This window comes from Bordetella holmesii (assembly GCF_020735985.1).
GTDB classification, from domain to species: Bacteria; Pseudomonadota; Gammaproteobacteria; order Burkholderiales; family Burkholderiaceae_B; genus Bordetella; species Bordetella holmesii.
The window spans coordinates 3357345-3379746 of record NZ_CP085973.1 but is presented as its reverse complement, the minus strand read 5'-3'; the positions used below and the strand labels follow the sequence as shown (position 1 = coordinate 3379746).

The window sequence follows — 22402 nt, the reverse complement described above, 5'->3', positions numbered from 1 at the left end:
AGGACGGCAGTGCAAATGAGTGAATTGGCTTCTTACGCATCTGATCCGGCCCTGACGCGCGGCAGGCAGCACCATGAGCCGGCCGCACAGAACCGCAGCGAATTCCAGCGCGACCGCGACCGCATCATCCATTGCAATGCCTTCCGCCGCCTGGAGTACAAGACGCAGGTCTTCGTCAATCATGAGGGCGATCTGTTTCGCACCCGGCTCACGCACAGCCTGGAGGTCGCGCAGATCGCTCGCACCCTGGCGCGCAGCCTGCGGGTGTCGGAAGATCTCACCGAGGCGATTTCTCTGGCCCATGATCTGGGCCATACTCCGTTTGGTCACGCCGGGCAGGATGAACTCAATGCCTGCATGCGCGAACTGGCGCCGCAGGCCGGCGGCTTTGAGCACAACCTGCAAAGTCTGCGCGTCGTCGATGAACTCGAGGAGCGCTACGCCGACTTCAATGGGCTGAATCTGTGCTTCGAGACGCGTGAAGGCATTCTGAAACATTGTTCGGTAGCGCATGCGCGCCAATTGGGGGCGGTGGGCCAGCGCTTTCTGACGCGCACGCAGCCTTCGCTGGAAGCACAACTGGCCAATCTGGCCGATGAGATCGCCTACAACAATCATGACATCGATGACGGGCTGCGTTCCGGTCTGCTGACGCTGGAGCAGATGGGTGAAGTGGATTTCTTTGCCCGCCACTATGCCCAGGTGCGCGACCGCTACCCCGGTCTGGCACCGCGGCGCGCCACGGCCGAGACGATCCGCCGCATGATCAACACCCTCATCATGGACCTGACCGCCACGTCGCTGGCGCGCATTCGGGATGTCGCACCAGCCACCGCTGACGACGTGCGCGCTGCGGCCCCGCTGGCAGGATTTTCAGATCCTCTGCGCCGCGAGGCCGATGCACTGAAGAAGTTCTTGTTCGACAACCTGTACCGTCACTATAAAGTGGTGCGCATGACGTCCAAGGCCCGCCGCATCGTGCGGGAGCTGTTCGAGGCGTTTCTGGGCGACCCGCGGCTACTGCCGCCGGATTATCGGCGCGAGAACGAGCGCGAACAGGCACGAACTATTGCCGACTATATCGCTGGCATGACGGATCGTTACGCCATCAGCGAACATAGGCGGATATTCGATATGAGTTAAGGGTTTTTTCCCCCAATTGGGGGATGCGGCCAGGGTGGCAGCCCCTCTAGTATGGCGGTGCACATTCGCCGTGCTTTTCCCGCCCATTGTGATGCGATTCGGGGCAACCGTCGCATCAGAGTTGGCGGGTTTTTTCTTGCGCGGCTGCAATGGCTGCCTAGTGCGCCGGCATGGGGCTTTGCAGTGCGCTGACCAGGCGCATCAGGCCTGCCTGACGTTGTGTACCTGTTTTTTGCAACACGGCCTTGCTTTGGGTGCGGACGGTTTCGACGGAAAGGCCCAGTTGCTGCGCGGCCTGTGACAAGGTGGCGCCGGCCATCAGGACTTCGAGCAGACGGGATTCGGCCGCACTCAGGCCAAAGAGGGACTTGAGCATGCTGCGGGCTGGTGGCGAAGGATTGAGGTGCGTGTGGACCATCACCAATGCCAGGCCGGGACCTTGAACGTCACTGTTGCGATACGCCTGTGGAGCTGGCAAGGCGACGATATGGCCGCCGCCGGGCAGGCGCATGCCTTCGGCCACCGCCGGTCCGATGCTGCCGGTTGCCGCAGCCAGGACGCGCGACCATTGCGCGGTGTGTTCGAGTTGCTTGCCGTGGCGCGAATACCAAGCTTCGCCAGCCAGATTGGCCATCAAGAGGCGGCCAGACGGAGCGATGAAGAGCAGGGGCGTGCCAAAGGTGTCCAGCGCCGCCTCGCCCAGGCTGGCACGACGCTCCAGCTCGCGCAGGCGCAAACGCAGCTGCAAGGCTTTTTGCAGATGCGGCACCAGACGTCCCAGGGCGTTTGCATGCTGGTGCTCGAAATGCGTGTGGCCCGGGCTGCGCTGAAACGCCACCGTCCATTCGATATCAGGGGTGCGTACCGCCTGGGTGAGCATCAGTGACCCGATGTCGTGGCGATACAGGAAATCGTTGTAGAACTCCGAGCGGCGTATTCCGCCGGGGCCGAACGCCTCGTCGTCGCGCAGGCAGCCGCCGGTGGGTACGTTGCGCGCCGCCTCCATGAAGCTGTCCATCTGGTAGTAATGGCGTTCGTATTCGTCAAGCGCGGCGGCCGACAGCCCGGCGTTGTCGATCACCAGGATGGATTCGGTGTCGACGTTGCGTGCCAGCACGGTGCAACGGTCGGTGCCCACGGCACGGGCGGCCAGGATCAGAGCCTGACGCCATTGGTCCGTATCGGTAATCCCAGCGTACAGGGCGCTGGCGATGCGTAATTCGTGGTCCGCGTCCATGATGCTGCTTGGGTAATGAGCCTAGAGGCCGTTTTGGCAACCTCTTTATTCCTGCTCACCATACCCGATTTCAGTTCCAGATGTAACTGGGTTTGTGCTTAGGGCATGACCGCGCTCAACGCTGTTGGCGATAGGGTTCGTCTTCGGGCACGAACGTCGCTTCGGCCAGCGCATCGCGCGTCCATTCGCGCATGGCGGGCAGGGCCTGCACGGCATCCATGTAGGCGCGCACCGGACCGGCGGCTGGCACCCCGTAGGTCGTGAAACGGGAGACCACGGGGGCGTAGAACGCATCGGCGATGCTGAAGCGGCCAAACAGGAAGGGGCCGCCATGGCCATACTCGGCCAGGGTGTCCTGCCAGATGGCCTGCACGCGCGAGATATCTTGCTGGGCCGGGCCGATGTCGATGCCCGGCAGGCGGGCTTCGATGTTCATGGGCAGCAGCCGGCGCAGTTCGCCAAAGCCGCTGTGCATCTGAGCGGCCAGGGCTCGCGCTCTGGCGCGGGCGCGTACCGGAGCAGGCCACAGATGCAGCTCCGGATGGCGCTCGGCGGCGTACTCGCAGATGGCCAGAGAATCCCAGATGGCGAAGTCACCATCGAGCAGCACCGGAACCAGGCCGGCAGGCGTGACGCCCCCCAGGCGTTGATCGAAGGCTTCCGTGAAAAGCCCCAGTTTCTGTTCGCGGAAAGGCACGCCGGCCGCGCGCAACGCCAGCCAGGCGCGCAGCGACCACGATGAGTAGTTTTTATTGCCTATCAGCAAGGTGTACATGGGGATGTCGGTCTCGGCTTGCCGTCAGGCGCTGCAGGCAGTCTAGCGGTTTTTGTTGCGCTGCAAAACCCGGGCCAGATAGTGGCCGGTATGGCTTTGCGCAGCCTCGGCAACCGTTTCGGGCGTGCCCTGCGCCATCACCCTGCCGCCACCGTCGCCGCCTTCCGGACCCATGTCGATAAGCCAGTCGGCAGTTTTGATGACATCGAGGTTGTGCTCGATGATCAGCACCGTGTTGCCGCTGTCGACCAGTTGATTGAGGACTTCGAGCAGCATTTCGATATCGCGGAAATGCAGGCCGGTGGTGGGTTCATCCAGGATGTAGAGCGTGCGGCCCGTACTGCGCCGCGACAGTTCCAGCGACAGTTTGACCCGTTGCGCTTCGCCACCCGACAGCGTGGTTGCCGATTGCCCTAGCCGGATGTACGACAGGCCGACATCAATCAAGGTCTGCAGCTTGCGCGCGATCGCGGGGACGGAATCGAAATACTCCAGCGCCTGCTCGACGGTCAGGTCCAGCACTTGGCTGATATTGCGACCGCGGTAGCGGATCTCCAGTGTTTCGCGGTTGTAACGCTTGCCGTGGCAGACGTCGCAAGGCACGTATATATCGGGCAGAAAATGCATTTCCACCTTGACCACGCCATCGCCCTGGCAGGCTTCGCAGCGTCCGCCCTTGACGTTGAAGCTGAAGCGGCCGGGGTCGTAGCCGCGCGTGCGTGCTTCCGGCACGCCGGCGAACAACTCGCGAATCGGTGTGAACAGCCCGGTATAGGTGGCCGGGTTGCTGCGTGGCGTGCGGCCGATCGGACTTTGATCGACGCTGATGGTTTTATCGAAATGCTCCAGGCCGGTCAGCGTCGCGTAGGGCGCGGCATCGCCTTGCGCGTGATTAAGCGCGCGCGCCACCGCCACGGCCAGCGTGTCATTGATCAGGGTCGACTTGCCCGAGCCGGAGACGCCGGTCACGCAGACCAGGCGGCCGGCAGGCAGGCGCAGGTCGACCGACTTGAGGTTGTTGCCCGTGGCGCCAGTCAGTTCCAGCCAGGGCAGATCGTCGGTGACGGGCCGTCTTTGCGGGATGGCAATTTCGCGCGCACCGCTGAGGTACTGGCCTGTCAGCGAGGCTGGATCGGCCTCGACGGTTTCGGGGCGTCCCTGCGCGACGACCTGGCCGCCGTGCTCGCCGGCACCCGGCCCCATGTCCACCACCCAATCGGCCAGGCGGATCATGTCTTCATCGTGCTCGACCACGATGACGCTGTTGCCCAGGTCGCGCAGGTGCTGCAGGGTGGAGATCAGGCGATCGTTATCGCGTTGATGCAGGCCGATGGAGGGTTCGTCCAGCACGTACATGACGCCAGTCAGGCCGGAACCGATTTGGCTGGCCAGGCGGATGCGTTGTGCCTCGCCGCCCGAAATCGTGTCGGCGCTGCGGTCCAGCGACAGGTAGGTCAGGCCGACGTTGTTCAGAAAGCTCAGCCGCGCTTCGATCTCGCGCACGATACGTTGCGCGATCTCCTGTTTGGCACCGGTCAGTTTGAGCATTTGAAACCAGGCCAGGCAGGCCGACAGCGGCATGGCCTCCACTTCGTAGATGGCCCGGCCGCGCTCCTGGCCCTGGCCGGGTTCGTCGCCGATCAGCACGTGGCGAGCCTCGGGCCGCAATCGCGATCCGCCGCAATCCGGGCAGGTCTTGATGTTGCGGTACTTGCCCAGCTCTTCGCGCACGGTGGCCGAATCGGTCTCGCGCCAGCGCCGTTCGAGGTTGGGGATCACCCCTTCGAAGGGATGCCGCTTGACGCTGCTGCGGCCTTTTTCATTAAGGTAGAAGAAGGCGATTTCTTCGTCGCCCGAGCCATAGAGCACTTTGTCGCGTATCTCGTCGCTGAGCTCTTCGAAAGGTGTTTCGATATCGAACTCGTAATGCGTGGCCAAGCTGGTCAGCAGCGAGTGCGTGAAGGCATTGCGTTTGTCCCAACCGCGGATGGCTCCGGCCGCCAGGCTGAGTTCCGGCAGGCTGTGGCTACAGACAGGGCAGGCGTAGCGGCTGGAGAATACGTGCTCACGCGTGCTGTCCATGTCCAGCGCAATGGCGCGCCCATCGGCCAGCTGCAAGGCGGTCTCGAAGCTTTCGGCAAGCCTCTGCTTGCTTTCTGGCCGGGCTCGCAGCCGATCGATCACGACATCGATATCGTGCTTCTCGGTTTTCTTCAGCGGCGCCATCTGGTCGATTTCGACGAGTTTGCCGTCAACGCGCAGGCGCACAAGGCCCTGAGCCTGGAGGCTAGCGCACTCGTCCTCGAAACTGCCTTTGCGGGCCCGGGCGATGGGGGCAAGAATGGCCAGCCGGGTATCGGCAGGCCAGGCGAGCACCGCGTCGACCATCTGGCTGACACTTTGCGCTTGCAGGGGCAGGCCATGATCCGGGCAATAGGGGGTGCCTACCCGGGCGTAGAGCAGGCACAGATAGTCATGGATCTCGGTGATGGTGCCGACCGTGGAGCGCGGGTTGTGGCCCGCGGCCTTCTGCTCGATGGAGATGGCTGGGGACAGACCCTCGATCAGGTCCACGTCCGGTTTGTCCATCAACTGCAGGAACTGCCGGGCATAGGCCGACAGGCTTTCGACATAGCGCCGCTGGCCTTCGGCATAAAGCGTATCGAAGGCCAACGACGACTTGCCCGACCCGGACAGGCCGGTGATCACCACCAGACGGTGGCGCGGCAGATCCAGTGAAACATTCTTGAGATTGTGCGTGCGGGCACCGCGAATGCGTATTTCGTCCATTCCGTGTCCTTCCTTGCCTGCCCGCAGGCGGGCTGGGTTTAAGCAGTTTCAAAGGCCAACTTGGTACTATAGCGCGCCGAGCCCTTCGCAGTGATGGCGCCCTCAGAGTGCTGTCAGGCGGCCGGCGACCTTTCCACCGGCGCGGCAGGCGCATATACAGACAAGAAAGAGATACATGGCGCAACACCAGAAGCTGAGACTGACCTCGTCCGAGCGCCGCGCCAGCGTGGCGCTGGCCGGGTTGTTCGCCTGTCGCATGCTGGGTCTGTTCCTGCTCTTGCCGGTGTTCGCCGTTGCTGCGCGCGGCTTGCCCGGCGGCGAAGATCCCGCCCGCGTCGGCCTGGCGTTGGGCATGTACGGCCTGACTCAGGCCATCATGCAGATCCCCTTCGGCCTGGCATCGGACCGCTGGGGGCGTCGGCCGGTAGTCGTGGTCGGCCTGATTCTCTTTATCGCCGGCAGCGTGGTCTGTGCGCGCGCCGACGACGTCTTCTGGGTCACCATGGGCCGTGCCATTCAGGGCGCGGGCGCCATTTCGGCCGCGGTGACCGCCTGGCTGGCCGACGCGACACGCGATGAGGTCCGTACGCGGGCCATGGCCATGGTCGGTGCCTCCATCGGGCTGTCCTTTGCCCTGTCGCTGGTGTTGGCGCCGGTGCTGGTCGGCTGGTGGGGGTTGCATGGTCTGTTCTGGACCATCGCCTGTCTGGGGCTGGCCAGCCTGGCCGTAGCACGCTGGGTGGTGCCCGTCGTGCCGTTGACCCAGGCGCGCAGCATGCGGCGGGTACGCGCCAAAGAGGTGCTGCTGCACGGCGAGCTGTTGCGGCTGAACTTTGGCGTTTTCGTCCTGCATCTGATCCAGGTGGCCTTGTTCGTGGTGGTGCCGGCTTTGCTGGCCCGCACCGGAGGCCTGGACCTGCGATCGCTCTGGCATGTGTATCTGCCGGTCATCCTGGTGTCTTTCGTGTGCATGGTGCCTGTCATCTTCGTGGCCGAGAAGCACCGGGCGCACCGAGCGGCATTGCGCGCCAGCGTGGCAGGGCTGGCCGTTGTCTGTGCGTTGTTGCCCCTGGCCGCGCAGGCCTTCTTGCCGCTGGCCATTGCCCTGACTGGATTCTTCATTGCCTTCAATGTTCTGGAGGCGCTGCAGCCGTCGCTGGTGTCGCGGGTGGCGCCCCAGGAGTACAAGGGTCTGGCCCTGGGCTTTTACAACACCGCCCAGGCCGCTGGCCTTTTCACGGGCGGCGCGCTGGGCGGGTGGCTGGCGTCGCGGACCGGGCCTGATGGGGTGTTCCTGGCGGCAGCCGCTCTGTCCCTGCTTTGGTTGGCCGCGGCATGGGCGATGAAACCGCTGCGCTAGCCAGGTGCGCCACCCTTGGTCACAGTCCGGCATGGCGCAGCCTGACGATATCGTCGATAATGGCGCTTATTCCAGGCCTTAACCGGACCGCTTGGTCCGCCGAACACGCCGGTCTTCGCATAAGACCGGCGTGTTCATTAAGGCCTTCATTTTGAACAGGTTTTACGTTGGGTGCTGCTGGCGTTTGCCCTTCGGGGTCCGCCCGGCAGACCACAACAGAGGGGCATCGCCATGGCATCGGTCAACAAAGTCATTCTCGTCGGCAACCTGGGGCGCGACCCCGAGGTCCGCTATAGCCCGGACGGCGCGGCAATCTGCAATCTTTCTCTGGCTACCACGTCGCAGTGGAAAGACAAGGCCTCCGGCGAGCGCCGCGAAGAAACCGAATGGCATCGCGTCGTCATGTACAACCGCCTGGCGGAAATCGCTGGCGAGTACCTGAAGAAAGGCCGTTCGGTTTATATCGAAGGCCGCCTGAAGACCCGCAAGTGGCAGGACAAGGACACCGGCGCTGACCGCTACAGCACCGAAATCGTCGCTGACCAGATGCAGATGCTGGGCGGGCGTGATGGTGCCGAAGGCGGCGGTTTCGGCGGCGGTGGTGGTTACGACGAGGCGCCGCGCCAGCAACGTGCGCCTGCGCAACGCCCGGCACCGGCTCAGCGCCAGGCGCCGGCCGCAGCCGCGCCCATGGGCGGCGGCGCGGCCAATCTGGCCGATATGGACGACGATATTCCTTTTTAACCGGAATTTTTCCCCGAAATGTAAAAAGGGGTCCTGAAATTCATTTCTAATCAATAGGTTAGATAAGAATTTACAGGGCCCTCTTTTTTGCTGCGTCGCTATTACTAGCCGGAACTTCCCCGGCAGTAAAGAATGCTCATCGTTACTCGATGGAGCATGAAGTGAATTCATTCTCAATTCGCGAGGTTCGCCTGGAAAGCGGCGAACGTCTTCCCCTCTTGGTCGACGGTGGGCCCCTTGGCCTACCTGTGCAGGATGTTCTCCAATACACGCTAACAAGATTGCGTGCTCGAGGCCTTAGGCGAAACAGCGTCAGAAAGCGCCTAGATGCACTAGGACTTGTTCTGCACTTCCTGTCTTCTCGTAGCATCGACGTGGCGGCTCGGACAGCGTCGCAGACATTCCTTTCCATCGAGGAGCTGGTGGCGCTGGCGGACGAATGCCGGGCCCCAAAGCAGCCGCAGGCGGATAGGTCCATTGTCGGTCCAGCTTGGGCCGCAGTGCGATACGCCACCGCAGTGGATTTCATCGTTTTGACCTGCTCCCCGTGATTAGTACGAAATCGATGTAGAGTCCGTTCCCAAAGGAATGGCAATGAAGAAACGATTTACGGAAGAGCAAATCATCGGCGTGCTCAAGGAAGCCGATGCAGGTGCCAAGCCCGCAGAGTTGTGCCGCAAGCACGGAATCTCCGAGGCAACGTACTACAACTGGAAGGCGAAGTTCGGTGGCATGACGGTGTCGGACGCTCAGAGGCTCAAGGAGCTGGAGCAGGAGAACAACAAGCTCAAGAAGCTGTTGGCCGAGTCGATGCTGGACAAGGCGGCGCTTCAGGATCTGCTAAGCCGAAAGTAGTCAGCCCGCAGGCCAAACGCGAGGCGGTCAGGACATTAATGACCGAGCGCGTGGTTCGCCCAGCGGCAATCGCGCCGAATCAGAGTTGGTCAATGGACTTTGTGGCCGACGGCCTAGCCTATGGCCGCCGATTCCGCTGTTTGACTATCGTCGATGACTACACTCACGAATGCCTGGCCATCGAGGTCGATACGTCGTTGCCGGGACTGCGTGTTGCCATGGTGCTGCAACGGCTGGCGGAGATGCGTGGCCTGCCGCGATCTATTACCGTGGACAACGGGCCAGAGTTCGCCGGAAGAGCCTTGGACGCCTGGGCCTACCAAGCAGGCGTAAAGCTGTCGTTTATTCGGCCGGGTAAGCCGGTGGAGAACGCTTATATCGAAAGTTTCAACGGCAAGTTCCGCGACGAATGCCTTAACGAGCACTGGTTCTTGTCCCTGCGACAGGCTAAAAGCTTGATCGAAAACTGGCGAGTCGAGTACAACACCGATCGGCCTCACAGCGCGCTCGGATATTTAACGCCGGCGCAATTCGTGCAGGCTCATCAGAAAGAAGGTCTTTTACCCCTGGGCTCTATGTCGGTGCCGTACTAAATCTGGGGGCAGGTCAATGTCGCTCCAGAATGGCCTGGGGAACAATGCCGCGCATTGCTTCGCGTAGCAGCGTCTTGGTTTGTCCCCGGGCAGATACCAGATAGTGCTCCGGTAGGGACAGGAGGAAATCTGCTAGGTCGGGTGTCAGAAAGGGCACGCGACTTTCGATGCTGAAGTGCATGGCATTGCGGTCGCCATGCCGCAGTAGGGCTCCCAGCCCGTCGCCGGCCAGGGCGCGCGCCTGGGCCTGCATTAGGCGCCGGCCGCGTGGGCCCTGACGTTGGCTCGGCAGCAGGGGGCGAGCCTGGATGCCGGCTTCGGCCAGCAACCTCCCGCGAATCCAGGCGGGCCAGCGCGCGGCGCGCCGCCGCAGCGCTTCGTGCCCCCATTTGCCTGAGACGGTCGCCAGGCTTTGCATCAGTAAGCGCAGGGGCTGGCGTCCCAGGCGGGCCTGCCGGCCCGCATAGGCCAGCGCCTGCAGGGGATGGCCGCTTTCGAGCAGGCTGCTGAGTCTTTCGACGGGATAGCCGCTGTAGCCCGCCAGCAGTTCGTCGGCGCCCTGGCCTTCCAGGGTGACCACGATGCCGTGTTCGCGCGCCAACTGGAAGACGCGGTACTGCGCGTAGATGCTGGTGCTGCCGAAGGGTTCGCCCTGAGCCGCGATGAGCGCGTCCAGGTCGCGTTCGAGGTCGGCCGTGTCGACGCGCACCTCATGGGCCTGGGCGGCGCAGTGCTGGTTGACCAGCTGCGCCCATTTCGCTTCGGACTGCGGGCCCCCGGCGATATAGCTGAAGGTATGCAGCGGTATGTCGGGTTCGAGGTGGCGCATCGCGCAGGTGATCGACGCCGAGTCCAGGCCGCCGGACAGCGCCGCGCCAACCGGGACGTCGCTGCGCAGATGCAGGCGGACGCTGTCGAGAAAGCGCTCGCGAAATTCGGCCGCGGCGTCGGCGAAGCTGCCGCGCCATGTGGCGGTCGTGCCCGGCGTCCACCAGCGCGCGGGCTGGACGCCGTCCTGTGTGTGATAGCGGATCAGGCAGCCCGGTTCGATCTGCGAGATGCCCTGGATGAAGGTGCGCTCATCGCAGTCGTAGCGGCCGTATGACAGATAGTCGCAGGCGCGCTGCCAGTCCAGGCGGAGCAGGCCGGGATCGAGGGCACGCAAGGGGGCGATTTCGGAGCCGAATAGCAGCCGACGCCCATCCAGGCTGTAGTAGAGCGGCTTGATGCCGAAGGCGTCGCGGGCCAGTGTCAGGCTGTCGTCGCGCGCGTCGTGCAGCGCGAAGGCGAACATGCCCGTGAAGCGGCGCAGAGCGGCCTGCTGCCATTGCTTCCAGGCGGCCAGCAGGACTTCGGTGTCCGTGTCGGTGCTGAAGCTGTGGCCCAGCCCGCGCAGCTCCTGGCGCAGCTCGCGATAGTTATAGATTTCGCCATTGAGGATCACGCTGAGCGGTCCGCGGATCATGGGCTGATGGCCGGCGGCGCTCAGGTCGATGATGGCAAGCCGGGTGTGGCCGAACAGCAGGCGGCCGGCCGCGGTGGGTATGGTCGCGGTGCCGATATCGTCCGGACCCCGGTGCCGGATGAGCGGCAGCGCGCGTGCCAGCGCGTCTTCGGCATCGCCGCGGGCTTGGGCATCGAATTGCCAGCTGCCAAGGATTCCACACATTTTTGATCGGGGTTGCCAGGCGGTTCAGGGGGGCACGGGCCCACGGCGCCCGATGGTATCATGGCGTCGAATGCCGTCGTCCCCCCTCACGCCGCGATGAGAATTGCCTATTTGACGTTTGAGATTCCGGGCGACCGGTCCGGCGTGGCCAAGAAAATCGCCGCGCAGGCCGATGCGTGGCGGCGGCTTGGCCACCATGTCCAGCATTTTGTGCTGGCCCCTGCCGAAAGCGTCGACTCACCGAATGTCAGCCGTATTTTGAGCAGTGGGGTGCGTCCGCCGATATTGGCTGCGGCGCTATCGGGCCGTTCGATAGGGAAGGCCTTGTCTCAATGGCAGCCCGATATCGTCTATTTGCGTCAGATGCTGTGGTGGCCGGGGGCGATAAGGGCCATCAGTGTCGCGCCGCTAGTCATTGAGTACAACTCGATCGCGCGCAACGAGTACCGGCGCAGCGCGCCGACCAAGTATCTGATTGAATGCATGAGCCGCAAGCGGTTTCCGCGCGCAGCGTCGGGTCTCGTCGCTGTGACCCAGGAGCTTGTCGATGATGTGCCGGCCGTCGGTCACGCGCTGCGCACGGTGATCAGCAATGGTTATGACTTCGGCCGGGTGGTGCCGCGTACGCCACCGTCCAATCAGCGACCGCAGTTGCTGCTGGTCGGCTCGCCCGGGCAGGATTGGCACGGCGTCGACAAGGTGATTCGCATGGCGGTCCTGCTGCCGGAGTTCGATTTCCATCTGGTGGTTCCGGGCCTGGCGCAGTCAGGCCCGGCTAATGTGCATTTCCATGGCGGATTGTACGGGGAGGCGCTGGCGCAGCGTTATGCGCAGACCGACGTGGCCTTAGGTACGCTGGCCTTGCTCCGTAAGGGGATGCGGCAAGCCGCGCCTTTGAAGACGCGGGAATATCTGGCGTATGGCCTGCCCGTCATCGCCGGCTATGAAGACGCCGATCTGCGGGGAGCGCCTTATTGGTTGGACATAGGCAACACGGAAAGCAAAGTGGAAGACGCGGTGCAGGCCATGAGGGATTTCGTGCTGCACTGGCAGGGTCGAATCCTGGATCGCGCGGATGCCCGGCGCCGTCTGGATTACGCTGTCAAAGAGGTCGAGAGGCTGGCGTTTTTTGAACAGGTGCGCCGGCATGTCCGCTAGAAAGCGTATCGCCCTGATCACCAATGGTTATCCGCACGCAGGCGCGCGTGAGCGCGGTTTTATTCTGCCGGAGCTCAAGGCTTTGATAGCCTATGGTCACGAGGTGACACTGATGCCGCTGCGGCCCTTGCGGCAGGCGGATCCATCGCTACCGGCCCAGGTGCGTGTCGAGCAAGGGTTGGCGCGCTTGCACCGGCCGTGGCAGTTGCCCTTGACCTTTGCCCGCGCGCTGAGGACGCGGCTGTTCTGGGCCGAGGCCCGCCGTTGCATGCGGCATGGGCGCGTGGCCCATTGGCGGCATTTCCTCAAGGAAAGCCTGCGGGCCGCCGCGATGCTGCGCATGGCTGGCCGCTTGCAGCAGTTCGATCTCATCTACACCTACTGGTTCAAGGGCGAGGCGACGGGCGGCAGCTTGCTGGGGCAAACTGGGCTACTGCGCGTCACACGTGCCCATGGCTACGATCTTTATGAAGAGCGCGCGAACAACCAGGGCTACATTCCCTACCGAGGCTCGACCTTGCCGCTGATGGACGTGGTGGTCTTGTTGTCGGAAGATGCGCGCGCCTATCTCGAGAGGCGGTATCCAGGGGTCTGCTCAATGACGGTCGTGCTGCCCCTGGGCGTCGAGATCGGTAGCTGCAGGAATCCGGCGCCGCCGGCCGGCGAGATCCATCTGGTGTCCTGTTCCTATCCGGCGGTAGTCAAGCGTCTGGATCTCGTCGCTGGAGTGGCCGCAGCCCTGGCGCGCCGCCTGTCGCAAGCTCGGGTGCGTTGGACCCATTATGGCGCGACGCGCGAGCAGGCATTACTGCCGGCGGCGTTTTCTGCGCCGGACAATTTGACCATGGTGTTTGCGGGCGAGACGAATAATGAGGACATTCGCTGCCAGTATGCGCAGACACCGATAAGTTTTTTTCTGAATATGAGCCTATCGGAGGGCCAGCCCGTGTCCATCATGGAGGCGATGGCTTTCGGCATTCCGGTGATCGCTACTGCCGTCGGCGGGGTGCCGGAAATGCTGGCGCATGGTGGTGGGCTAGGTGTGAAGATTCAATAGGTTGTATGCATGGTTCATCCGAACCGGATTTGAGAAACTGGAAATCGCCAACCCCCCAGTTCACTCAAGGAGCCCGGCCGGATGAACACCCATAAGCATGCCCGATTGACCTTCCTACGTCGCCTCGAAATGGTCCAGCAATTGATCGCCCATCAAGTTTGTGTGCCTGAAGCGGCCCGCGCCTATGGGGTCACCGCGCCGACTGTGCGCAAATGGCTGGGCCGCTTCCTGGCTCAGGGCCAGGCGGGTTTGGCCGATGCGTCCTCGCGCCCGACGGTCTCGCCCCGAGCGATTGCGCCGGCCAAGGCGCTGGCTATCGTGGAGCTGCGCCGCAAGCGGCTGACCCAAGCGCGCATCGCCCAGGCGCTGGGCGTGTCAGCCAGCACCGTCAGCCGCGTCCTGGCCCGCGCCGGTCTGTCGCACCTGGCCGACCTGGAGCCGGCCGAGCCGGTGGTGCGCTACGAGCATCAGGCCCCCGGCGATCTGCTGCACATCGACATCAAGAAGCTGGGACGTATCCAGCGCCCTGGCCACCGGGTCACGGGCAACCGACGCGATACCGTTGAGGGGGCCCGGCTGGGACTTCGTCTTCGTGGCCATCGATGACCACGCCCGCGTGGCCTTCACCGACATCCACCCCGACGAGCGCTTCCCCAGCGCCGTCCAGTTCCTCAAGGACGCAGTGGCCTACTACCAGCGCCTGGGCGTGACCATCCAGCGCTTGCTCACCGACAATGGCTCGGCCTTTCGCAGCCGCGCCTTCGCCGCGCTGTGCCATGAGCTGGGCATCAAGCACCGCTTTACCCGACCTTACCGCCCACAGACCAATGGCAAGGCCGAACGCTTCATCCAGTCGGCCTTGCGTGAGTGGGCTTACGCTCACACCTACCAGAACTCCCAACACCGAGCCGATGCCATGAAATCCTGGCTACACCACTACAACTGGCATCGACCCCACCAAGGCATCGGGCGCGCTGTACCCATCTCCAGACTCAACCTGGACGAATACAACCTATTGACAGTTCACAACTAGCCTGGGTGGCCGTCACGCTGGGGCTGGGCTACTTCTATCAGCGAGCCAGGCGCGATCTCGTCATTTTGGCCATGCTGTCTGCCGGCGTGATTTGTGTGTCGCTGCGCCTGGCCGGTGAATGGCTGATGCAGCTCGAGCCTGGGGTCTGGGCCGCCCTGCCCCTGGCCGCGCTGCTCATGGCCGAGGCGGTGTGGGCGGCACGCTGGTTGCGCCGGCTGGGTGAGCAGCGCGTGTCCTCGCAAGGAGCGCGCGCGGCGACTGTGGCCGCCGATGCCGAGCCGGCGGGCATGTCTGCCGGCCTGAGCGTCGACCCGGCCGATGCGGATGCGCCGGTCATCGAACTGGCCGACGATACGGCCGCGCATCACGCCGCCACCGCCCCTTGGTATGTCCAGGGTCTGCTGGGTCTGAGCGCGTGGCTGGCCACGCTGCTGCTGCTGGTCTTCCTGTTTTTTCCCGTGTGGTCAACAGCGATCAGGGCGCAGTGCTATGCGGTCTGGCGTTGTGTGCGGCCGGCGTGGCGGTACTGCGCGCCTCTTCCGGGCCCTTTTGGCGGCAATGTGCCATTGCCATGGCTTTTGCCGGGCAGTTGCTGGTGGTCTTCAGTTTCGTGGGCAATGACTCGATTGCCAGCGCCAGCCTCTTCATCGTGCTGCTGGCTGCGGCCATCTATGTTCTTGCTCCCGATGTTCTGTTGCGCTTTCTGAGCGGCGGGTTGATTGCCGTTGGCATGACGGGCCTGGTGTGGCAGGCCTTGCAGCCGGATATGGGCAGCAATGACGTGCTGCACCTGTGGCTGGCACTCGATGCGATGCGCGCCACCTTTCTCTGGCTGCCGGTCGCCGTGCTGGGTGCCTGGTTGGCCACGCTGGCGTTTTGCGCCGACCGGCATCTGACGCGCGCTCAGCCGCATTTTCTCGAGCCGCTGGCCTGGGCTTTCGTCGTGGCGGTGCAGGCGATGGTGTGGATGGCCGGTGGTGTGGGGGTAGACTAGTTGCCCGCACTCTGGAAACTGCACCGCCTGACGGCTCTTCTGAACATCGCCGGCGCGCTGTTGCCGGCCATCGTGGCGCTCTGGCTGCTTTGGCCCCGCCGCCATGTGCTGACGCTGTCACTGGTGCTCATTACGCCCGTGGCCCTGCTGCTGCTGGCGCTGTTCTGGCTGCCCAGCCCCGGTATTGCCTTCGCACTGACCTGGATTCTGTTGGGCTTCGGTCTGAACAAGCCGCGCCTGACCGGTTTTGGGGTGCTCAGCCTGCTGGCCTACCTGATGCTGTACTACTACCAGATGGAAGTGCCGCTGCTGCAAAAGGCGGTGTGGCTGACCGGCGCTGCCGTCTTGCTGTTTTTGCTGCGCATCCTGGTCTGGCTGGTGCCGCGCTTCATGCGCACGGACGGCGGCCGGCGTGTGTCGGTCAGACAGGCTCCGCCGTCCACGCGCCGCCGGGCGGCCGTGGTGGTTGCCGGGCTGGTGCTGGTGCTGGGGGTGTGCAATGTCACCATCTATCAGCGCGAGCAATTGCTCGCCCACGGCGAGGTGGCCATTCTGGAACTGGCGCCCGTGGATCCGCGCTCGTTGATGCAGGGCGATTACATGGCCCTGCGCTTTGCTGCCGCCACGGCGGTTTCCAAGCTGCATCAGGCCGATGAGGGGGCGACGGACGACGGTTATGTGATCCTGTCGCCCGATGCCCGCGGCGTGGCTCAGCCGCTGCGCATTCAGCCCAAGGTGGATCCGCACGCGGCACCGGAAATGGCACTGCAGTATCGTGTGCGGCCCAATGGTGTGCGCATCGTGACCAATGCGTATTTCTTCCCCGAGGGCGAGGCCGCGCGCTATGAGCAGGCGCGCTATGGCGAGGTCAGGCTCGATGGCCGTGGCACCGGGCTGCTGGTGCGCATGCTGGATGAAGACCTGCAGCCGCTCTAGGTGCGGCCAAAGCGCGCGCCCCAGGCCCCGGTGGCGCGCGCCAGAAAGTCATCGCGATCGCGCGCAGGCAGGGGATCAAATCCCAGCTCCCGCCAGGCGCGCGTCAGGCAGCCCAGGGCGTCGCGGGTGTCCAGTGCGGGAGCGTGGTTCTGTTTCGACAGTTTCAGGCCGCTTTGCGGATCGATGACCAAGGGCAGATGCATGACTCGGGGCGCAGGCAGTCCCAGAAGCCGCGCCAGCAGTCTTTGGCGCGCTGTCGAACCCAGCAGGTCTGCGCCACGCACGATGTCGGTTACCCCCTGCTGGCCGTCGTCGACGACGACAGCGAGTTGATAGGCCCACAGGCCGTCGGCGCGCTTGAGGACGAAGTCGCCCACAGCCAGGGCGACATCCTGAGATTGTGGCCCCAGCCAGCGGTCCTCGAAGTGTTCGACACCGGCGGGCACGCGCAAACGCCATGCCCTGGCTTGTCTGCCCGGCGCCAGGCCATGACGGCAGGTGCCGGGATAGGGGCGTTCACCATCGACGCCGGCGGCGCCGCGCAGCGCCGAATCGGCAATTTCGCGGCGGGTGCAGCCGCAGCCGTAGACCTGCCCGGCCCGCCGCAGGCAGTCAAAGGCGGCTTGATAGACCGTATCGCGACGGGATTGCCATAGCACCTCACCTTGCCAGTGCAGGCCCAGGTCGCGCAGCTGTTGCATGATGATCGCGTCGGCCCCGGGGATGGCACGCGGCTTGTCGACGTCTTCGATGCGCAGCAGCCACCGGCCCTGATGGGCGCGGGCATCCAGCCAGCTTGCCAGCGCGGCGACCAGCGAGCCGGCATGCAAAGGCCCGCTCGGGCTCGGGGCGAATCGACCGATATAGCTCACGATAGGACATTGAATGCATCAGGGGGCGTTGTCGCCCCCTGATGGTTCGAGGAAGTGGCCGCCGGCATCAATGCAGGCGATGATTTTCTTCGTCGTCGAGCAGTTCTTCGAGCACCAGATTGTCTATCTCGGCCTCCTGGCTCCAGAGAACCATGAGGGCGATGATCTTGATCTTGGACAGGGAGACTGGCGCCTCGGGCGAGGCCAGGGCGCGATCGATCACGATTTCGCGCAAGGGGGCAGGCAGCACGCCGGCCGACTCCAGGAAGGTGATGAAACCAATGGAGGCGGTGCCCAGTTGTTGATACTCGGCGTCGGTGTAGACCCGGAAACCCGTGGCAGACGTGTGGGCAAGATCGACGCAGCGTTCCGTGGTTTCGGCCAAGCCGTAGAGCCATCCCAACGCATCGTCGATGTCTTCGTGCTCGAAGCCGGCGGCTGCAAGCCGTTTTGCCAGCACATCTGCCGCAGGACAGGCTTGCGGCGTGTAGTAGTTTTCGAACAGATAAACCAGGATATCGAACATATGGCGAGTAAGTTGCCGGTTTGCACAGTCGGCCCGCAAATCGGCAGACCAGCAAACATGATTTTACTTTACGCGGAACGGTCACTCGGATCAACCGCGATTCCATCAAGGATATCCAGGGCGTTGCACCCAGGGGACGCCGCGCGGGGGACGTACCCCCGTTGCGGCCGCTCAGAAGCGTTGAGAGAGGCTGAGTTTGACGTTTCGGCCCAGGCCGGCGACGGACTCTCCCAGATAGGGCCGGTAGTCGCGATTGAAAAGGTTGTCGACGGTCACGCGGACGTGCAGACCTTTCCATTGGGGCGGTTGCCAATGCGCGAACAGGCCATGCAGCGCGTACCCGCTGGAGGCCGGCAGCGCCCAGAAAACGGCTAGCGGATCACTTTGCGTGGGAGATCGATCCTGGCGGCGCACGAAGTCGGCCGTCCAGCCCACAGCCATGCCGTAGCGCGCCAGCTTCAGGCCTAACATCGCGTGCGCGGCCAAGGGCGGAATCTCGGCAATCCAGCTGCGCTGGCCGGCCGGGTCTCTGGGCGAAGTGTCGCGCCGTCCCCGAATGGCGGATAGGGAGAGTTTGCCGAACCACCGGGCGCTGTCGTAGGCGGACTCCAGCTCCAGGCCTTCGATGTGGTAACCCGGCAGATTCCGGTAGTTGGACAGGGGGCGCTCGCAGGGGCTATTGGCGCAAAGCACGCCACGCCGCACGAAGATTTCGTCCTTGCCGCGATTGCCGAACACGGTGGCGCGCAGCACGAGGTTGTCGCGCGGGGCCAGCACGTCCTTCAGCGTGACGATGGCTCCGGCACGCCAACCCAGGATGCGTTCGGGCCGCAGTGAACGGCTGGTGCCAGTTACCGACGCGCGGGCGTACTGGACCTCGTATTGCTCGTCGATGACCGGCGCACGCCAGCCGCGCGTGACGTCGGCCAGCAGATCGAGCCAGGGCTGTGCCTTCCAGAGCGCGCCCAGGTGGGGCGTCCAGCCGGTGTAGGTCACGCGGCGATAGTCATGGCCCACGGAAGGCAGGGGGCTGTTGTAGCGCGGAGCATCGTTCGGATGGCCCAGGTTGACGACGTGGTCGTAACGTACGCCGGGCGTGATGGTGACTGCGGCGACGCGGATGGCATCCTGCACCACCAGGCTGCGTACGGTCTGGCGGCCTGCCGGCATGTAGTAGGGCTGAAAATAGCCGTAGTTGTAGTCCCGGTCACGGGAGCCCGCGGGGTAGTACATCAAGGTGTCGCGATCATGCTGGTGCCAGCGTGCGGCAAGCAGCAGGCCATGCTCGACGCTGCCTGCAGCAATGCTGGCGAGGTTGCGCAGTTCGAGCACGCGATCGCGGTAGTCAACCCAGCTGCGATTACCCAGCGTGCCGAGAAAGGCACTGCGCGAGGCGTTGTCGGGCCGGCGGTCATGCTGGGCCGTACGCGAATGGGCATACGACAGCGTCAGGTTGAGCCAGGGTTGGTCGGCCGGGGCATAGGTGTAGCGCGCGCTCAGGGTGCGGTCGCTCTGGTCGCGATACACCAGCCGCCGCCGCCAGGCTCCGGTCAGGCCCCAGCGGCGGATGTCCGCCAACGAGGGAGCAGGCAGATCGTCGCGTTTGGCGGCAAAGGGCTGCCAGCCATGCGCGGTCGATTGCATCGCCGACACGCTCAGGCTATGACTGGTGCCCAGATAAAGGTTGGTCTTGGCCAGATAGGACTGAGCATTGTTGCCGGAAAAGGGGAAGCGGCTGCCATCCGGGCGCCTGAGGTTGCCGCCATCGCGGCGATTGACGTAGATCAGGCCATCGGCGTGATCGGTGCGCCCAAACAGCGCGCCACTGTAGATGTCTTGCCCGTCATTGCTGTGGCGTCCGTATTTGACCAGGCCGCCGAAGCGTTGCTCAGGTGCGAGGAGTTCGCCGGCATCCTTGGTGTCTATGCGAACCGTGCCGCCAAAGCCCGCCGTGCCGTCCAACAGGTTGTGCGGCCCCTTGTCCACGGTGATGCGCCGGATGAGTTCGGGCTCGATGAAGACGGAACCCTGGCGGTATTTTTCAAACCCCTTGGGGGCGCCATCGAGTACCAGCTTGACGTCTTCGGTGTCGCCCAAGCCCCAGATGTTCAGGCTTTGCCCACCCGGCCGCGCAGAGCCGGCCATCGCGATGCCGGGTAACCGGTCGACCAGGCTGGCGAAGTTGTCGGCCTGGGCACGGTCGATATCGGTCTGGTTGAGCTCGGAGCGGCTGAGTTCGACGCTGTCGGCTACGACCTGCTGCGCAGGCAATGTGAAGATCAGCCGCGAGTCGGACGCGTCGTCGTTGGGAGAACTGATGGCCAGGGAGGGAAGAAACAGGGCAGCCAGGGCCAGGGGTTTGGGCTCAAACATGCGCGGGTACAACGTCAGGCGCGAGCGCGCTGCACACTAAGAACGCGTGAGACGCCATACTAATTTTTGGGCGGACCGATTACTGCAGCGCGTTTCGTTTTGTACTGTGGGAGAAGTCGCCGGCCTTAAAAAACGAAAACCCCGCATGGGGGTTTTCGTTGGCCTTGCCTGTAAAACCGTGTGTCAGGCCGGCGCCGCAGCGCTGCGTTGATGGTTCCAGCCGCGCCATTGACTCAAGAAAGCTGGCACGCACAGCACCAGCCCAATGATGCCGCTCAGAGCGCCAGGCACGATGGTCAGCAGCGCGCCGATCGTGAACAGCCAGCGTTCCCAGGACTTCATCGGCACCAGGAAGTAGCGCGAGAACGCCGCCGACAGCAGCACCAGACCGATCATGCAGCCCACCAACGTCACGCCGAAATCGTGCCAGGTGAAGCCCTTGACCGATATCAGCAGCGACGGCGAAAACACGAACACGAAGGGCACGATGAGTTTGGTGATCCCCAGCCTGAAGGCGGTGACGCTGGTTTTCAAGGGATCGCTGCCCGCCATGCCGGCCGCCGCGTAGGCGGCCAGCGCCACCGGGGGCGTGATGTCGGCCAGGATGCCGAAATAGAACACAAAGAAATGTGCCGCGATCGGTTGTACACCCAACTGCACCAACGTGGGGGCGGCAACCGCGACCATGATGAGGTAGTTGGCCGTGGTCGGCACCCCGCAACCCATGATCACGCAGACGATGCCTGTCATCACCAACGCAGCGATCTGCGTCAGGCTTTGGGCGTTGGCGACCACCTCCGGGATGACGCTTCCCACTCCGGATGCGATGACCTGTGAGGCCATAATCACGATATAGGAGATCTTGAAGCCTACGCCGGTCAGCGTGACCACGCCGATGACCAGTCCCACGGTGCCGGCGGCCGCGCCCACGGCCAGGGCATACTTGGCTCCGGTTTCAAAGGCTTCGTACAGGTCGCGCCAACGCAGGCGTTGGAACGGATTGAGCAGCCCGACCACGATGCAGCCCGTGATGCCCGCAAAAGCGGCCAGATACGGGGTGCGGCCGCTGGCCAGAACACCGATGAGCAGAATCAGCGGGATGAGCGTGGGCCAGCGCATCTTGAACGAGGCGCGCAGCTTGGGCATTTCTTCGGCGGTCAGTCCACGCAGGCCTTCGCGCTTGGCTTCGAAGTGCACCTGCATGAACATGCCAAAGAAATACAGAAACGCCGGGAAAATACCCGCGATGGCGATGTCCTGATAAGGGATGCCCAGGAACTCGATCATCAGAAAGGCCGCCGCGCCCATGATGGGCGGCGTGATCTGTCCGCCGGTGCTCGATGCTGCCTCGACTGCGCCGGCGAAGTGGCGCGGGTAGCCGATGCGAATCATGGCCGGGATGGTCAGCGACCCCACGGTCACGGCATTGGCCACTGACGAGCCCGACAGCATGCCGAACATGGCGGAACCGAACACCGACACTTTGGCCGGGCCGCCCGCGTAGCGGCCGGCGATGGTGGAGGCGATGTCAAGAAACAGCTGCCCTAGGCCAATGCGTGTGGCCAGCACCCCAAACAGCACGAAGTGAAACACGTAGGTCGCCACCACGCCAACGGCCACGCCATAAATGCCCTGGCTGGTGAGGTACATGTGGTTGACGATCTGAGACCAGCTGTTGCCTGCATGCTTGAGCAGGCCGGGGAAGTAAGGGCCGAACGCAGCATAGGCCAGAAAGACCAACGCGATGATGGGCAGCGGCCAGCCCATGGCGCGGCGCGTGCCTTCGAGCAGGCCCAGAATGAGGATGCTGCCCATGACCACGTCCATGGTCAGCGGGTTGCCCACGCGGAACGCCAGGTCTTCGAAGATGTAGGGAATGTACAGGACGCTTAGCGCCAGCACGATGGCGATGATCCAGTCATACAGCGGCACGCCGCCGGGGCTGTACCAGGTCGACTTCGGTTCGCGCTGGTAGTGCGCCTTGCTGAACCCGAAGACCAGAAAGATCAGGCTCAACACGAAGGCCAGATGCACACCTCGGTGGGTGGCTTCGCGCAACAGGCCAAAGCCTGCCGTGTAGTAGTGGAACACGGATAGCGTCACCAGTAGCAGTGAGACGATCCAGGTAGCGGTCTTGTCCAGCGGCCGGAAGCGGATCTCCGAATCATAGTGTTCGGCCAGCTTCTGGGTTTTGTCGTGGTCTATTTCCATGGCCAATGCATCTCGCAGGTGGGCAAGGCCCACCGGATAAAGACAGGGCCACGGCTGCTGGGCATGCCGTGGCCTG

At 63.8% G+C, this 22402-nt stretch carries 13 protein-coding genes and 3 pseudogenes; 8 read left to right on the top strand and 8 right to left on the bottom strand.

Going from position 1 to position 22402, the window contains the following annotated elements:
* Positions 1 to 15 precede the first annotated feature (15 nt).
* On the top strand, positions 16 to 1143 hold the full coding sequence (locus LK440_RS16245; protein WP_005017394.1) for a deoxyguanosinetriphosphate triphosphohydrolase: 1128 nt from the start codon (positions 16 to 18) through the stop codon (positions 1141 to 1143).
* A gap of 157 nt (positions 1144 to 1300) precedes the next feature.
* On the opposite strand, the gene LK440_RS16240 is transcribed toward LK440_RS16245, so the two are convergent.
* From LK440_RS16240 to uvrA, 3 genes are all read right to left on the bottom strand, one after another.
* The gene (locus tag LK440_RS16240; RefSeq protein ID WP_005017396.1) at positions 1301 to 2380 is read right to left on the bottom strand and encodes a helix-turn-helix transcriptional regulator; all 1080 of its coding nucleotides are present in this window, start codon (positions 2378 to 2380) and stop codon (positions 1301 to 1303) included.
* 115 nt (positions 2381 to 2495) lie between these two features.
* The gene (locus LK440_RS16235) at positions 2496 to 3155 is read right to left on the bottom strand and encodes a glutathione S-transferase family protein (protein ID WP_005017399.1); all 660 of its coding nucleotides are present in this window, start codon (positions 3153 to 3155) and stop codon (positions 2496 to 2498) included.
* Positions 3156 to 3197: 42 nt separating this feature from the next.
* Positions 3198 to 5945 (bottom strand): excinuclease ABC subunit UvrA, encoded by a 2748-nt coding sequence (gene uvrA, locus LK440_RS16230; RefSeq protein ID WP_005017401.1) that lies wholly within the window; start codon positions 5943 to 5945, stop codon positions 3198 to 3200.
* A gap of 175 nt (positions 5946 to 6120) precedes the next feature.
* Here uvrA and LK440_RS16225 point away from each other — a divergent pair, with 175 nt between their 5' ends.
* The 3 genes and pseudogenes from LK440_RS16225 (at position 6121) to LK440_RS16215 (ending at position 9497) form a co-directional block, all read left to right on the top strand.
* Positions 6121 to 7305, top strand: coding sequence for an MFS transporter (locus tag LK440_RS16225; RefSeq protein ID WP_005017404.1), 1185 nt, complete (start codon positions 6121 to 6123; stop codon positions 7303 to 7305).
* 231 nt (positions 7306 to 7536) lie between these two features.
* Positions 7537 to 8049, top strand: coding sequence for a single-stranded DNA-binding protein (ssb, locus tag LK440_RS16220; RefSeq protein ID WP_005017406.1), 513 nt, complete (start codon positions 7537 to 7539; stop codon positions 8047 to 8049).
* 594 nt (positions 8050 to 8643) lie between these two features.
* A pseudogene (locus LK440_RS16215) lies at positions 8644 to 9497 on the top strand (IS3 family transposase).
* A 13-nt stretch (positions 9498 to 9510) separates the two neighbouring features.
* On the opposite strand, the gene asnB reads toward LK440_RS16215, so the two are convergent.
* Positions 9511 to 11166 (bottom strand): asparagine synthase (glutamine-hydrolyzing), encoded by a 1656-nt coding sequence (asnB, locus tag LK440_RS16210; RefSeq protein WP_005017410.1) that lies wholly within the window; start codon positions 11164 to 11166, stop codon positions 9511 to 9513.
* Between the two features lie 111 nt (positions 11167 to 11277).
* Here asnB and LK440_RS16205 point away from each other — a divergent pair, with 111 nt between their 5' ends.
* The 4 genes and pseudogenes from LK440_RS16205 to LK440_RS16190 all read left to right on the top strand — a co-directional run.
* Positions 11278 to 12324 (top strand): glycosyltransferase family protein, encoded by a 1047-nt coding sequence (locus LK440_RS16205; protein WP_005020301.1) that lies wholly within the window; start codon positions 11278 to 11280, stop codon positions 12322 to 12324.
* On the top strand, positions 12314 to 13381 hold the full coding sequence (locus LK440_RS16200; protein WP_005017414.1) for a glycosyltransferase: 1068 nt from the start codon (positions 12314 to 12316) through the stop codon (positions 13379 to 13381). The genes LK440_RS16205 and LK440_RS16200 overlap by 11 nt, the downstream gene beginning before the upstream one ends.
* Positions 13382 to 13462: 81 nt before the next feature.
* A pseudogene (locus LK440_RS16195) lies at positions 13463 to 14414 on the top strand (IS481-like element IS481 family transposase).
* Positions 14411 to 16344 (top strand): annotated as a pseudogene (locus tag LK440_RS16190) (GDYXXLXY domain-containing protein); the annotation flags it as partial. The pseudogenes LK440_RS16195 and LK440_RS16190, both read left to right, overlap by 4 nt.
* Here the strand turns inward: LK440_RS16190 and gluQRS are convergent.
* The 4 genes from gluQRS to LK440_RS16170 form a co-directional block, all read right to left on the bottom strand.
* Positions 16341 to 17216 (bottom strand): tRNA glutamyl-Q(34) synthetase GluQRS, encoded by an 876-nt coding sequence (gene gluQRS / locus LK440_RS16185; RefSeq protein ID WP_017685390.1) that lies wholly within the window; start codon positions 17214 to 17216, stop codon positions 16341 to 16343. The pseudogene LK440_RS16190 and the gene gluQRS overlap by 4 nt on opposite strands.
* 67 nt (positions 17217 to 17283) lie before the next feature.
* Entirely contained in the window at positions 17284 to 17742 is a 459-nt protein-coding gene (locus LK440_RS16180) for a DUF494 family protein (protein WP_005017422.1), read from the bottom strand.
* A gap of 171 nt (positions 17743 to 17913) precedes the next feature.
* Complete coding sequence (locus tag LK440_RS16175; RefSeq protein WP_005017424.1) at positions 17914 to 20115, bottom strand: TonB-dependent hemoglobin/transferrin/lactoferrin family receptor; 2202 nt, start codon at positions 20113 to 20115, stop codon at positions 17914 to 17916.
* 183 nt (positions 20116 to 20298) lie between these two features.
* A complete protein-coding gene (locus LK440_RS16170) occupies positions 20299 to 22326 on the bottom strand; it encodes a TRAP transporter permease (protein WP_005020308.1) in 2028 nt (675 codons plus the stop codon).
* Positions 22327 to 22402: the final 76 nt, after the last annotated feature.